Here is a 13,625-nt window from a genome sequence, read left to right as displayed (position 1 = left end):
CGGGTCTCAGGCCCGGGTGTTCGGTCTGGGGCGTCCAGTCGGGGGAGACCCGTCCGCAATGTCCGGCCTTGGGTGTCCCGGTGCAGGCATTAACCCCGGTGCGGAGTGCGTCGCCCTGGGGTGTTTCCCCAGAGTGTTCACCCAGAGTGTTCGCCGGGGCTGTTCCCGGGGCGCATTCGGGCCTTGCCTGCTCCGGTGCCGCCTCAGGTGTCGCGCTACAGGAAAGAAATGGGGTCTATGTCCACATCCACCCGGATTCCCCGCCCGGGGGCCACCATGGCCAGCCAGCGCCGCAGAATGGGCTGAACGGCAATCGTGCGCTGCGTGCGCAGCAGCAGGCGGCGGCGGTGGCGGCCCCTTAGCAGGGCCAGCGGGGCCGGGGCCGGGCCCAGCACCTGAATACCGTCGCCATAAGGTGCGGTACGGCCGAAACGGGCCGCGACATCATCGGCCTCGGCAGCATTTTCTGCGCTGATGACAAGGGCCGCCAGTCGCCCGTAAGGCGGCCAGAATCCGGGGCGGCGCTGTTCGGCTTCCTGCTCCATGAAGGACTGGAAATCCCCCCCCAGCAAGGCCTGCATGACCGGGTGTTCGGGCGTGTAGCTTTGCAGCACCACGCGACCAGGCGCCTCGGCCCGGCCCGCGCGCCCCCCCACCTGGTGCAGAAGCTGGATCGTGCGTTCACCGGCCCGCAGGTCGGCCCCGCCCAGTCCCAGGTCGGCATCCACCACGCCCACCAGCGTCAGGTGCGGAAAATGCCAGCCCTTGGCCACGATCTGCGTGCCGATGATCAGGTCCACGTCGCGCCGGGCGATTTTTTCCACCGCTTCGGCCGTGGCGGCTGGGCCCCCCAGCGTGTCGCTGGACATGACAAGAATGCGCGCATCGGGAAAATGGGCACGAGATTCCTCGGTAATACGTTCGATCCCCGGACCTATGGCGGTCAGGCTGCCCTCTGTCTTGCAGGACGGGCAGGCGTCGGGCAGCGGTTCGGTATGGTCGCAGTAATGGCAGGACAGCACCCGGCGGGCGCGGTGTTCGACCAGCCATGCCGTGCAGTGCGGGCATTCCATGCGGTGGCCGCAGGTGCGGCACAGGGTCAGCGGCGCATAGCCCCGGCGGTTCAGGAACAGCATGGCCTGTTCCTCGCGTTCCAGCGTGGCGGCGATGTCGCCCACCAGCACGGGGGAGAGAAACTGCCCGCGTTCGGGCGGGGTGTCGCGCAGGTCCAGCAGGTGGGTTTCGGGCATGGTGGCGCCGCCATGGCGCGTGGGCAGCACAAGGTGGCGGTAGCGCCCGGCCTGCGCGTTCACCAGCGTTTCCATGCTGGGCGTTGCTGAAACCAGCACGACGGGAAACCCCGCCAGACGCGCGCGCACGACCGCCATGTCGCGCGCGTTGTAGATCACGCCTTCCTCCTGCTTGAAGACGGATTCGTGCTCCTCATCCACAATAATCAGGCCAAGGTTGCAAAATGGCAGGAACAGCGCCGAACGCGCCCCCACCACCACCTGTGCGCTACCATCCGTCGTGCCCAGCCATGTCAACCTGCGGGCGCGCTGGCCGACCTCGGAATGCCAGATGGCGGGCAATACCCCGAAGCGGCGTTTGAAACGGTCCATCCACTGGGCGGACAGGGCTATTTCGGGCAGCAGCACCAGCGCCTGCCTGCCCTGGGCCAGGCATTCGGCTATGGCTTCAAGGTAAATTTCGGTCTTGCCCGACCCTGTCACGCCCTCCAGCAGTGTGGCGCTGAAGCAGGCGTCACGCACGCTCTGGCGCAGGGCCTGTGCGGCGGTTTCCTGCGCGCCAACAAGGGTGGGCGGGTTGTGGGCGGCATCCGGCTGGCCGAAGGGGCGTTCGGGGCCAAGCTGGACCGGGCGCAGGGCTCCCGCATCGGCCAGGCCTTTCACCACGCCAGCGCTGACCCCCGCGGCACTGGCCAGGTCGGTCGTGCTGCGGGGGGTGCCATTGTCCAGCAGGGCCAGCACTTTCAGGCGCGCGGGCGTCATGCGCAGGGTGTCGGGCGGGGGGGCTACGGCCAGCCACCCTGTGGCCGGTGTGGTGGTGCCATGCATGTGCAGCCGCAATGTCATGGCCAGCACCATGCCAGGGGGGGAGAGCGTATAGGCAGCCACCCAGTCTACAAAACGGCGCAACTCGGCTGGCAGGGGGGGCAGGTCCAGCCGTGCGGCAACGGCGCGCAGGCGGCTGGCGGCCACTGGGGCCTGTGTGTCGGTCGGGGTCAGGTCCGCGGGCAGGGAGGCCGTCTCCCACACCACGCCGGTTTCGCGCCGGTTGCCCAGCGGCACGCTGACAATATCCCCCAGCGCAAGAGGCAGATGCGGGGGCACCTTGTAGTCGAACGGCCCGGCAAAAGGCAGGGGCAGCAGAACCGGCACGCGGTGCGGCGTTCTGTCTTCCGGTACTGGTGGGGCGCTGGCCGGATCGTCGGGCATGCAGGGCAGGGAAGGCTGGGCCATGTCTGCCTGTTTAGGCGTGCCGTGCGGCAAAGAACAGGGTATCTTTACGGCAGGCCCCCGATCCGGTCTGCCGCTGCGGGGGCGCATGACGGCTGGCACGATGACAGGCGGCACGATAACGGGCGGGGGCAGGCAGCGGGGAATGGCAGCATGACGGCGCAGGAGGCGGTCCAGAAATTTCTGGACTGGATGGCGGTGGAAAAACGGGCCTCGCCTTTGACGGTGGAGGCCTATCGTGGCGATCTGGCCCGGTTTCTGGCGTTCATGTCCGTGCATCTCGACGGTCTGCCGGATATGGCGGGGCTTGCCGCCATATCCCTGCGGGACCTGCGCGCCTGGCTTGCCCACGAGCAGGAACAGGCGCTGCGAAAACGCGGCCGTGCGCGGGCCACGCCTTCCACCCCGGATCAGGCGGCGCGCACGCGCGCGCGACGCGTTTCCGCCCTGCGGTCGTTCTTCCGATATCTGGCCCGGCGGGAAGGGGTGGAAAACCCCGCCGTTTCCCTGCTGGGTTCACCCCGCACCAAAAAGACCCTGCCGCGCCCCCTGCCAAGGCCCGATGCCCTGGCCGCGCCGGACGATATTGCGGAGCTTGCGCGCACCCCGTTCGAGCAGCAGCGCAACGTCACGCTGTTTCTGCTGCTATATGGCTGCGGCCTGCGTATTTCCGAGGCGCTGAACCTCGATGTGGGGGATATGCGCTCGGTCGCGGCTGGCGGAGTGCTGCTGATCCGGGGCAAGGGTGGGAAAGAGCGGCTGGTGCCGGTGCTGCCGCAGGTCGGGGCGGCTCTTCAGGCATGGCTTGCACGGCACCCCGCGCCAGATGCGTGCTCGCCGCTGTTTCTGGGGGTGCGGGGCGGGCGGTTGCAGGCTGCCGTGGCCCAGAAAGCCATGCGGGAATGGCGCGTGCTGTCCGGCCTGCCGGACCATGCCACGCCGCATGCGCTCCGCCATTCCTTTGCCACCCACCTGATGGAAGGCGGGGCCGATCTGCGGGTGATCCAGGAACTGCTGGGCCATGCCAGCCTGTCCACCACCCAGCGTTACACCCTGGCGGATGAGGCGCATCTGGTCGATGTCTGGACGCGCGCGCATCCGCGTGCACAATTGGGCGCACAACCCGGCGGGGCGGAGCATGCGGTACCCGCACCGCCGCGCCCGATGCCCGTCGTGGCGGAAAAGGACTGAACACAGGCATGACCCAAGCATATCGCGCGCCCTGGCCCGCCATAGAACCCTATGCGCACGGCTATATGGAAACGGGGGAAGGGCACCAGGTTTACTGGGAGGAATGCGGCAACCCCGCCGGTATTCCCGTCGTGTTCCTGCATGGGGGGCCCGGTGGCGGGTGTTCGCCCTCCCAGCGGCGCCTGTTCGATCCCGCGCGCTACCGCATTGTGCTGTTCGACCAGCGCGGCTGCGGCCGCTCACGGCCGCATGCCTCGCTCGAGGCGAACACCACATGGCATCTGGTGGCGGATATCGAGCGCCTGCGCGTGTTGTGCGGGGTGGATCGATGGGCAGTGTTCGGCGGTTCGTGGGGATCAACCCTCGCGCTCGCCTACGCCCAGACCCACCCCGACCGTGTCAGCGCGCTGATGCTGCGCGGTATCTTCACCCTGCGTCGGGCTGAACTGGCCTGGTATTATCAGGATGGTGCCTCCTGGCTGTTCCCCGACAGGTGGGAGGACTTTCAGGCCCCCATTCCCCCAGCCGAGCGCGGCGACATGATGGCCGCGTACCGCCGCCGCCTGGTGGGCGATAATGCCGCTGAACGCCTGCAGGCCGCACGGGCATGGAGCCTGTGGGAGGGGAGAACCCTGACCCTGCTGCCCTCCCCCGAACTGGAAACCCAGCATGACGAAGCCGATTACGCGCTGGCCTTCGCCCGGATCGAAAACCATTATTTCGTGCATGGCGGCTGGCTGGAGGAAGGGCAACTGATCGCCAATGTCGAGCGGATCCGGCATATTCCCGCAGTCATCGTGCAGGGGCGCTACGACATGGCAACCCCCGTGCGTACGGCATGGGACCTGCACAGGGCCTGGCCGGAGGCGGATTTGCACCTGATCGACGCGGCGGGGCACGCCCTGTTCGAACCGGGGATTCTGACAGCCCTGCTGAATGCGACAGACCGCTTCGCCCGCGAACTGGCCTGACCATGCGCATGGCTGGTGGCTGGCGGTTTCCGACGTGCTCCGGGCAATGGGGCAGGGGGTATTTCGCGTGGCGCCGCACCGCATGGCGCCGGGACGCGGGTAGCCGGTCGGGTCCGGCAACGGGTGTCGCGATGGGGCTGGCGCTGGCCGTGGCGGCTGGGGCGTCTGCTGCCGCGCCCGCCCGGGCGGAGCCAGGCTGCCCGCAGTTGATCGCACGTGTCAGCCTTTATGACGATGCGGGTTTTCTGACGGTTGCGGCCCGTATCAACAGCCACAATGCCCGCATGATCGTGGATACGGGGTCCGAGGGCAGCCTGCTCTCGCCCGAAGCGGCGGCCCTGTTCGACACACGGCCCGACCCCACCACCCATACCGTGGTGCACGGCACCGGCGGTATGGGGCGTATCGTGCCCAATGTCATTGTGCGCTCGCTTACGGTCGGCGGCCTGGAATTCGGCCCCGTTTCCGTGCCGGTCAGCGGCCTGCCAGCCGTGCCCCGGACCGATCCCGCCGTGGAAGGGTTGATCGGCGGGGACATGCTCTCGCGCTACGATATCGAACTGAACGTGGCGGGAGGATGGATGGCATTCTGGTCGGCCAGGGGGGCAGGCTGTTCCGGGCCTGTGGGCTGGCGCTATATCTACCGTGCCGTACCGCTCCAGACCACAGGCCGCCAGCGCGTGATCGCGCAGGTGGAACTGGATGGCTGGCCCCTGCGGGCTCTGGTCGACAGCGGGGCGCGGTCCAGAATTGTCGCAGAAAGAACGGCCCTGCGCATGGGGGTAACGCCGCAGGCCCTGGCACAGGACCCCGGCGGGGTGACGGCCGGGGTGGACGGGCATGAGCAGCCCTATCGCTGGCACAGGTTCAACCTGCTCCAGATCGGGCAGGAACAGGAACACGCCCCGGTCCTGACAGTGGCGCCCCTGCACGATACGGTGGATATGCTGCTGGGGTCAGACTGGTTCGCAACCCACCGGGTCTGGATTTCTTATAGTACAGGCACGCTGTATGTCATGCCGTCCGCCAGGCGGAAGGACTGAACAAAGCGTAACAGAACCGGCGGTGCCAGTCTGGGGGCGGGCTTGTCGGGGCGGATGTGGGCAGGCTTTTCATGCTTTGCCCCGGCACAGGGGCTCAACCCCGTTTTTCGGGGCGGCAAGTCTTTTGCCAGACTGTGCGCGGCCTGCTTTTGAAACAGCCCCTGATCGGGGCCGGGGTGGCCATACGGCCCGTCTTGTCGGTGGCCTGCCTGTCGCCAGAACAGGGGTGCCCTGTTCTGGCTTGCATGGCAGACGACGTGTTCAGCCTTTCAGGCGCTTGTTACATTCGCTGTAATAGCCGCCGCCCTTTTGGATCCATTTCAGGCCGCCATTGGCGTTGTTCGCCTTGTTGGCCTTGTACTGGTCGTCACAGGTCTTGCGGCGGGCCGTACCGGCGCTGAGCGAGGAATACTGCGATGCGATGGCGGTGGGGAATACCGCGCCCGACGCACTGGTTGTCGGGGTCGGGGTTGTTGTGGCCGCCTGCTTGGGCGTTTCGGCCGCCGGGGCCGGTGTTGCCGGGGTGGCGGCGGGCGCTGTGGCTGCGGCAGGTGCCGCGGCGTCGCAGCTTGCTGCCTTGAAGGCGGAATAGCTCTGGCCGTTCAGCGTGCCGTCGGTTTTGGCGGCCTTGAATTTTTCATGGCATTCCTTGGCGGTCAGCGCATGAGCGCCGGGCGTGGCAAGCACGGTGGCGCCGCCAAGCAGCAAGGACGCCAGACCAATACGCGCAAATACTTTCATGACGGCACCTTAGTCCTGAGATCGAATGGAATCAGCCCGGGTCAGGCAGACTCGTCTATAACCGCCCGTGTCTGAGTCGGTTGCTGATCAGCATCAAAAGCTATGGTAAAAAAATGAAATGATAAAGGCCCATAAGTGCCCGAAAAGAAAAAGTCACGTTTTCTGGCCCGCCCGGCACGCATCAGGGCCTGTCTGCGCTGGTCAGCACAGGCAGGCAAGGGGCGGTGCAGTCAGGCAGGCGGGAGGCTGGCGCAGGCTGGTTACAAGTGTTTTGTTGCGCTTGAGACACGAGTGAAATAATGGCACCCTGAAAATCAGGTCGTGGGCTCGTGCCCGAATTGCGTTGTGTGAGGGGATATCTCATATATGTTTCTATCGTCATCCAGGGCTGTGTCCGTCGTCCGGCGCGTGGGCCTGCCTGCCTGCGTGTCGCTTGCAACTGTTTTCACGGCCATGGTGGCCGGGGGCGGGCGGGCGTTCGCCGCTGATGCTGCCCCTGCGATCGACACGGGTGACACGGCCTGGATGCTGGTCAGCACAGCGCTGGTGCTGATGATGACCATACCCGGTCTGGCCCTGTTCTACGCGGGCATGGTGCGCAAGAAAAACGTGCTGGCAACGCTGATGCAGTCTTTCGCGCTGTGCTGCATCATGTCCATCGTATGGATGGTGGCCGGGTATTCCCTGGCGTTCACCACCGGCACGCCCTGGATCGGCGGAGCGTCGCGGCTGCTGCTCAACGGGCTGGGCGAGCATATCCATAATGGCGTGGATATTCCTTTTGTGCTGGGTGCAGATTCCCCGAACGCCACGACCATGACCATCCCCGAGAGCGTCTTCATGATGTTCCAGATGACGTTCGCCATCATCACCCCGGCGCTGATTTCGGGGGCGTATGCCGAACGCATGAAGTTCAGCGCCATGTGCGTGTTTTCCATTGCCTGGTCGCTGATGGTCTATGCCCCTATCGCGCACTGGGTCTGGAGCCCCATCGGCTGGCTGGCCGGCATGGGCGCTGCCGATTTTGCGGGCGGCACCGTGGTGCATATCAACGCCGGTATCGCGGGGCTTGTCTGCGCGCTGGTTCTGGGGCGGCGCAAGGGCTTCGGGCATGACGACCTTGCCCCCTTCAACCTGACATATGCCGTTATCGGCGCATCCCTGCTGTGGGTTGGCTGGTTCGGCTTCAATGCCGGTTCCGCCGTGGGGGCTGGTGGCCGGGCTGGCATGGCCATGGTCACGACCCAGATCGCAGCCGCAGGGGCCGGTGTTGCCTGGATCGCAATCGAATGGATCCGGGCCGGCAAGCCTACGGTGCTGGGTATTATTTCGGGTGCCGTGGGCGGCCTTGTCGCCATTACGCCCGCGGCGGGTTTTGTCCTGCCGGGCAGCGCGTTGCTGATCGGGCTGATTACGGGCGCTGTCTGCTACTGGAGTGCCACATCGCTCAAGCACATGCTGGGTTACGATGACAGCCTGGACGCATTTGGCGTGCATGGCGTGGGCGGCATTATCGGTGCGCTGCTGACCGGCGTGTTCGCTTATGGCCCGCTGTCCGCGACGGATGCCAATCCCACCGGTATTGTCGGTTCGGCGCACCAGTTGCTGGTGCAGGCCGAAGCCGTGATGGTGACGGTTGTGTGGTGCTCCGTCATCAGCATCGTGCTGCTCAAGATTGTCGATGCGACCATTGGCCTGCGTGTGACGCCCGACCAGGAACTGGAAGGTCTGGACACCTCCCTGCACGGAGAACAGATCAACGCATGACGTCATACCCTGTCCCGGCGGGGCAGGGTATGCAGTCTCTTCCGGCCTCTGCCCGCAGCACGCGGCAGAGGCTTTTTTGTGATCGCCGTTCATCTGTCATGAACCCTCAAGGCTTATTCTGCGACGTCTGATAAGTTCGGGGGTTCAGGATCATGACCGATTTGGGTGCGGTGCGAAGCGTGCCGGGCGATAGAAAAAAGCCACGGCACTGCAAGGTCTATGACTGTTTTCCGTTCTTCAACGAACTGGAAATACTGGATCTGCGTTTTCGCATGCATTACGAACATGTCGATTTTTTTGTGATCGTGGAATCAACCACCACGTTTACAGGGCTGCCAAAACCCCTGATCTTTGCCCAGAACAGGGAACGCTATGCGCCGTTCCTGGACAAGGTGATTCATGTCGTGGTGGACGACACGCCCCAGACACAGGATTTCTGGGTGCGTGAACATTACCAGAAAGATCAGATCAGGCGTGCCGTCATGCAGGCCGATCCGAACGATCTGCTTCTTGTCTGCGACGCGGACGAACTGCTGCGTCCCGAGGCCATTGAACAGGCGGCCCTGTTCAATGGTTTTACGGAATTCGACATGCCCATGTATCAGTTCTACATGAACCTGTGCGCCACCCCAAAGGGCTGGTCAGCGGCCTATGCGCTCAAACGCCATATGCTGGACGATTTTTCAAACCTGTCGGAAGCCCGCTTCGGCCGTGATTTCAGGCGTGACCTGTCGGACAGGGGGCAGTACCAGACCGTCCATGACGCCGGGTGGCATTTTACCCATCTTGGCGGGATTGAAAGGCTGAAAAACAAATATCGCTCGTATTCCCACAAGAACGATCCATGGCCGAAGGCCATGGCGTGGGAGGGCGCGTTTGAGCGGCATATCGCCACCGGGGGCGTGGTCGGCAATTTCAAGGATCAGGCGAGATTTGTCAGAATAGATGCGGGTTTCCCTAACGAAATCCGTTTTAACGAGGATCATTATACAAAAATCGGCTTTGTAAAGGACATGACGGACGCATTTGCCCAGTTGCAGGATATTTATGTGCAGATGCGGACCGAATTCGCCCTGAGGGTCCTGCACGAAAACAAGGTCGAGGATATGCTGTTCCGGCTGACCCCGCAGCATTATCTGCAAATGGCCGACATACACCCGCCTTATCCGCATTGGGATGTGAACGGAACAGTGCCTTTTGCGGGCACATTGATCAGTGGCGGGCAGCCCGCCAGCCAGAGTTCGGTCTCGCCCTGGGCCACGGGCACCACCCCGGAGGATGACGCAAAAGGCGGGGTCGACGGTCACAGGGATGGTGGCTTTGGTTTTCATACCCAGGAGGAAGAAAACCCGTGGTGGATGGTGGACCTTGGGGGCATGCGGCGCATCAGGGGGGTGCGGCTGTATAATCGCCTTTTCCCGGCGGAATGTATGAGCCGGGCCAGCCATGTCCGGATTGAAACCGGACCGGACATGCATGGCATGCGTCTGGTTTACGCCCGCAAGGACAGCCTGCCGTTTGGCGGTGTGGACGGGCGTGTGCTGGATGTGGTTTTCGACCCCGTGCAGCACGGTCGCTTTGTGCGTATCAGCCTGCCGGGTGTTGCGACACTGCATCTCGATCAGGTCGAGGTTTATGCGCCCTAGGGCGTGATAAACGCGCTGGCATGGAAGGCTGCGGCTTTACAGAACAAGCGGCAGGCTTTCCTGTGAATAATGGCGGCCGAAAAAAAGGGTGTGGTTCTGCACGTAGGAATAAAGCAGGCCGGAGCGTTCTGAATCGATAAATCTGTGGCTGTGCTGTTCAAGCATTTTGTAAATCGCGAAGGTATAGGCGTAAGGTCCGGTTACGCGCAGAACACCAAGGCGCCCCGTGCCGTAAAGATCGGGCGTGTAGTGGTCGATCCGGGTCAGGACGGTTTCGATACAGGATGCAAGAAAAGGGTGCCCGGCGGCGGCCATGATATGCCATTGCTGGTATTCTCCCCCCGCGACAAAGCCGATTTCAGGCCCAAGCCCCCAACCGCTGAATGCCTCCGTGGGGCTGTTTTTCCATTGCGAGAGCAGGTAGTCGTCATTGTCGTTGATCATGGTTTCGAAAGGCTGGTTCGCACTGGATTTGATATCCAGATACACGCCGCCAAGCTGATAAATGCACAGATACCGGAACAGGTCGGCGCGCGCCGCGCCGTATCGGGGGTTAATGGACAGATAGCGGCGCAGGATATCCCAGCCGTAATGGTCGTAAATGAAGTCGTGCCGCTCTTTTTCACCCCAGTAACGGTAAGACCAGCCGGGGTTCAGGTGCTGGAGGTGTGCCACGTTCTGTGAGAAAATTTCCGGCAGGGTCGAGGAGTTTCCGATCTGGTGAATTGTCCGGCTGATCCGGCGTAGCCGACGTTTGGGGGTGGGCCGGCGCTCATGCACCTGCATGTCCGGGGTGGTTCGGGCATCGCCGGCGGTGGCGGAGCGGAATGTTTCCCACACTGACACGGCATCCCTAAGGGTAACGGCGCCACCGGGCTCGGCACAAAGATAGTGTGTGTCATGGCGTATGCACAGCGTTTCGGGCGCGTCATCGCGTGGTACTGCAATCAGGTTGGTCTGGCCCTGTCGCGTGCGGACTGTGGTGTCGGTTACAGAGAGTATATCGTTTTGCGGTGCTTCGTCGGGCAGGCAGTGGAACAGAACGCCCGAAGGAGCGCGGCAGAGTACCGTTCCAAGATGTGTCAGGATGACGGAAGTTTGCGGGGTGTCGGTCATTGTCTGCTCCAGAGCGTGCGACAGACTGTACGCCCATGGAAAGAACAGGGCCTGCCGCTTTTGCGGTTCAGGAAAATTCGGGTTCCGTTTTTGTAATATGACCTGGAGAACGGGGCATGTCCTGTTCCGACAGAATGAAAGACCTGCTGCCGTCCTGGCTTTCCGTTTCCTGAAAACCGCAGCGCAGATAAACATCCCGGCAGGGGGTGTTATCCTTTGTTTCGGTTAAATGCGCGGTAATGTCGGCTGGTGTTTCGGGGGCGTCGCGCAGCATGGCCACGGCCTGGGCGACCACGAATTCTTCTATTTCCATGCCCAGTACACGGCAGCTCATGACATATTGCACAATCTCGCCCGCGCGCAGGTACAGCACGCCCACCAGCCCGTAGGTGGTGAACCGGTCTTTTACAATAAAGGCCAGAACCGTGCCGCCCCGGCCGATGTGTCGGGAAATTTCTTCAAAATTCCAGCGTTTTCCGGTGGTGTTGAATTGGTTGGTCTTGTTTGTCAGTTCCAGGACACGGCTGAATTCCGGCTGATCGGTCGAGGTGATCGGAACAAAGGTCACGGTTGTGCCCAGGGATGCAAGAAATGTCTCGCGCTCCATTGTCGCGCGGCTTTCCTCCCGCCGGATCTGCTGGCGTACCATGTCTTCACGCCGGGCTGATTCGTCGCTCAGATGGGCGATCTGTGTTTCCGCCGCCCAGAGCAGGATGCGGCGGGTCAGGTAAGGGTTGCCGCCAATGGCGCGTATGTCCGTAAAAGCAGCCGTGACGGCGGCGCGTTCCACGGGGTTGTCGTCCACAAAAACGACGCTCCTGGGTTTTATCTGAAATTCATTGCAGATTTCAGCGATATTTTCAGCCTTTGGCTTCCAGTTTATTTTGATGCAGGCAAAATCGTTCAACGCGAGAAAAGGCGGATCAACCACGTCATTCCATTTTTCCTGCACAAGGGCGAGATCGTTCTTGGAACACACGGCAACCAGAATGCCGCGTGCCCGTAATGCGTGAACGGTTTCCCACACGCCAAGGGGCCATCCGTCCGTACGGGGCCATGGGCGTGTGTCGGGGCGGTAATGTTCCGCGATCTGGCCACGCCACAGCGTGTTGTCCAGGTCGAACACTACCGCCTTGACCTGATCGACCTGGTTTATGGTGCGCCACGCACACATGGCCTGGCGGAAAATGCTCGCCACGAAATCGGTCTGTCGGGTCGGATAGAACGCGTGCAGCGGCGGAATGGGCTCGTTCCGTGGAATGGTCCCGAAATCGTCCCAGTCCTGGTAGGTAACGGCGCCATGGCCGTAGAAATAGACCATATCGTCCAGCACGAAACGCTTGCCGATGGCAGATGCGACGGAATCGGCATCCATGAAATAGGTATTGTCATAATCTGCAATTTTTCGTGCCAGATACTCGTTCAGGCGCCGTACGATATCGGAAAGATCGCCCGCGCCGCCACTGTCCCGCAGGCTGGGTGCCGCGCTTTTTTGTGGCACGATAAAGCTGGAGACAAAACTGAGCAGGCCATGCTGACGGTTGTATCGCATGGCCGCATCCAGCATGACGTCAATAACGTCGAACGCATCATGCATAATGGTTTTTGCAAAGGCCGTATCGTTGAGACGCATGGCCTGCACGACCCGGTCTGTCAGCACCGAGCGCAGCGGGATCTGGATATATTGGAAGTCGTAGTCCTGTGCGGGGCAGGGTGGGGTATCGGGCAGGATACTGACGAAATTATACGCAATATAATCGAAATGTGTGTGCGGATGCAGGGTTCTGAACTGTTCGGCATATAGCGCCGTCAGGCATGAACCGATCAGCAGCACGCGGGAGGGAAGGGTAGGGGTGACTTCAAGGTCGGAGGGAAAAAGGTAGTCCGCATCGCCCAGTCCGCCTATTCCGCCCAGCCCGGCATCGTGCTGCGGTTCGTCCTGCGCTTCCGTGGCATGAGGGGGGGGCAGGGCAGGGGGGGCGATCTCCTGTGGCATTTCACGCAGAATGAAATGTGTCTGGGGAGACGGCGGGTGGATCAGCAGCAGGGTGAGCAGCCCGTCCGCATCCATGCTGACGTTGACCGGACGCCACATGACGCCTCCGTTGCAGTCCAGAATACGGAAATGTTCCGCGCAGATATCCCAATACGATTCGTTGGCGTGCGAATACCCTTCGATCTGCCCGTTCCGGCCGAAGCGGAGGTTTTCCGTCAGCATCGGGCCGTCGGCCGGTCCAAAGGCGAAACGCTTGCCTGTCAGGCGGGACGAAAGAATTTCAAAAACGACATTCTGATCGAAATCCATTGTCCTGTATTTCCGTTTTCATGTCCTGTCAGGAACGCTGCTTAAAAATCCGGATGTGGGGTGCCTGAAACAGCCTGCGCAGGCCGGCAGGAACCGGGGGCCGCCATGCTGATGGACCGGATAGTGCCGGGTGTGTTCGCGTCATGATTTTTTCCACCACCGGGCGGATGCCAGGCACCGTCCCGGCGGGACAATCATACGGTTATTGTCTTGCCAAATCGTAACCACGGCATGACCGGTGCCATGCGCTGCGGGTCGTGATTATGCCTGCGTGGCAGGACTTGCATTGAACTGTGCGGGCATGTTCCATGCTCACGGCAAGCACGGCAAGCACGGCAAGCACGGCAAGCACGGCAAGCACGGCA

At 62.6% G+C, this 13,625-nt stretch carries 9 protein-coding genes; 5 read left to right on the top strand and 4 right to left on the bottom strand.

From position 1 onward, the window contains the following. Positions 1-215 precede the first annotated feature (215 nt). Positions 216-2,459 (bottom strand): primosomal protein N', encoded by a 2,244-nt coding sequence (locus ABF990_RS05885; protein WP_415500560.1) that lies wholly within the window; start codon positions 2,457-2,459, stop codon positions 216-218. Positions 2,460-2,633: 174 nt separating this feature from the next. Between ABF990_RS05885 and ABF990_RS05880 the strand changes: the two genes are divergently transcribed. Genes ABF990_RS05880 through ABF990_RS05870 form a run of 3 tightly spaced genes read left to right on the top strand, consistent with a single transcriptional unit; the run spans position 2,634 to position 5,685 of the window. Beyond that, positions 2,634-3,671, top strand: a complete 1,038-nt coding sequence (locus tag ABF990_RS05880; RefSeq protein WP_415500559.1) for a tyrosine recombinase XerC — start codon at positions 2,634-2,636, stop codon at positions 3,669-3,671. A gap of 8 nt (positions 3,672-3,679) precedes the next feature. Then, entirely contained in the window at positions 3,680-4,642 is a 963-nt protein-coding gene (pip, locus tag ABF990_RS05875) for a prolyl aminopeptidase (RefSeq protein ID WP_415492219.1), read from the top strand. 2 nt (positions 4,643-4,644) lie between these two features. Then, positions 4,645-5,685 (top strand): retroviral-like aspartic protease family protein, encoded by a 1,041-nt coding sequence (locus ABF990_RS05870; RefSeq protein WP_415506520.1) that lies wholly within the window; start codon positions 4,645-4,647, stop codon positions 5,683-5,685. Between the two features lie 261 nt (positions 5,686-5,946). Here the strand turns inward: ABF990_RS05870 and ABF990_RS05865 are convergent, their stop codons facing one another. Next, positions 5,947-6,426, bottom strand: coding sequence for a hypothetical protein (locus ABF990_RS05865; RefSeq protein WP_415492221.1), 480 nt, complete (start codon positions 6,424-6,426; stop codon positions 5,947-5,949). Between the two features lie 453 nt (positions 6,427-6,879). On the opposite strand from ABF990_RS05865, the gene ABF990_RS05860 reads away from it, so the two are divergent. After that, on the top strand, positions 6,880-8,193 hold the full coding sequence (locus ABF990_RS05860) for an ammonium transporter (protein WP_415500558.1): 1,314 nt from the start codon (positions 6,880-6,882) through the stop codon (positions 8,191-8,193). A 152-nt stretch (positions 8,194-8,345) separates the two neighbouring features. Then, positions 8,346-9,839, top strand: a complete 1,494-nt coding sequence (locus tag ABF990_RS05855; RefSeq protein WP_415500549.1) for a discoidin domain-containing protein — start codon at positions 8,346-8,348, stop codon at positions 9,837-9,839. A gap of 36 nt (positions 9,840-9,875) precedes the next feature. Here the strand turns inward: ABF990_RS05855 and ABF990_RS05850 are convergent, their stop codons facing one another. Together ABF990_RS05850 and ABF990_RS05845 are read right to left on the bottom strand one after the other, a co-directional pair. After that, positions 9,876-10,955 (bottom strand): glycosyltransferase family 32 protein, encoded by a 1,080-nt coding sequence (locus ABF990_RS05850; protein ID WP_415500548.1) that lies wholly within the window; start codon positions 10,953-10,955, stop codon positions 9,876-9,878. 67 nt (positions 10,956-11,022) lie between these two features. Further along, positions 11,023-13,260 carry an HAD-IIIC family phosphatase gene (locus ABF990_RS05845; protein WP_415500547.1) on the bottom strand — a complete coding sequence of 746 codons (2,238 nt, stop codon included), beginning with the start codon at positions 13,258-13,260 and terminating at the stop codon, positions 11,023-11,025. Positions 13,261-13,625 lie beyond the last annotated feature (365 nt).

It is taken from the genome of Acetobacter sp., from assembly GCF_047723915.1.
Classification (GTDB): domain Bacteria; phylum Pseudomonadota; class Alphaproteobacteria; order Acetobacterales; family Acetobacteraceae; genus Acetobacter.
Note: the sequence above shows the minus strand (reverse complement) of the source record. Positions and strands in the feature narration are given on the sequence as shown.

What these genes read in the sequence shown, in the direction of transcription:
- ABF990_RS05870 (WP_415506520.1), top strand. Translation starts at nt 4,645, where the DNA reads ATGCGCATGGCTGGTGGCTGGCGGTTTCCGACGTGCTCCGGGCAATGG.
- ABF990_RS05885 (WP_415500560.1), bottom strand. Translation starts at nt 2,459, where the DNA reads ATGCCCGACGATCCGGCCAGCGCCCCACCAGTACCGGAAGACAGAACG.
- ABF990_RS05865 (WP_415492221.1), bottom strand. Translation starts at nt 6,426, where the DNA reads ATGAAAGTATTTGCGCGTATTGGTCTGGCGTCCTTGCTGCTTGGCGGC.
- pip (WP_415492219.1), top strand. Translation starts at nt 3,680, where the DNA reads ATGACCCAAGCATATCGCGCGCCCTGGCCCGCCATAGAACCCTATGCG.
- ABF990_RS05850 (WP_415500548.1), bottom strand. Translation starts at nt 10,955, where the DNA reads ATGACCGACACCCCGCAAACTTCCGTCATCCTGACACATCTTGGAACG.
- ABF990_RS05845 (WP_415500547.1), bottom strand. Translation starts at nt 13,260, where the DNA reads ATGGATTTCGATCAGAATGTCGTTTTTGAAATTCTTTCGTCCCGCCTG.
- ABF990_RS05855 (WP_415500549.1), top strand. Translation starts at nt 8,346, where the DNA reads ATGACCGATTTGGGTGCGGTGCGAAGCGTGCCGGGCGATAGAAAAAAG.
- ABF990_RS05860 (WP_415500558.1), top strand. Translation starts at nt 6,880, where the DNA reads ATGGTGGCCGGGGGCGGGCGGGCGTTCGCCGCTGATGCTGCCCCTGCG.
- ABF990_RS05880 (WP_415500559.1), top strand. Translation starts at nt 2,634, where the DNA reads ATGACGGCGCAGGAGGCGGTCCAGAAATTTCTGGACTGGATGGCGGTG.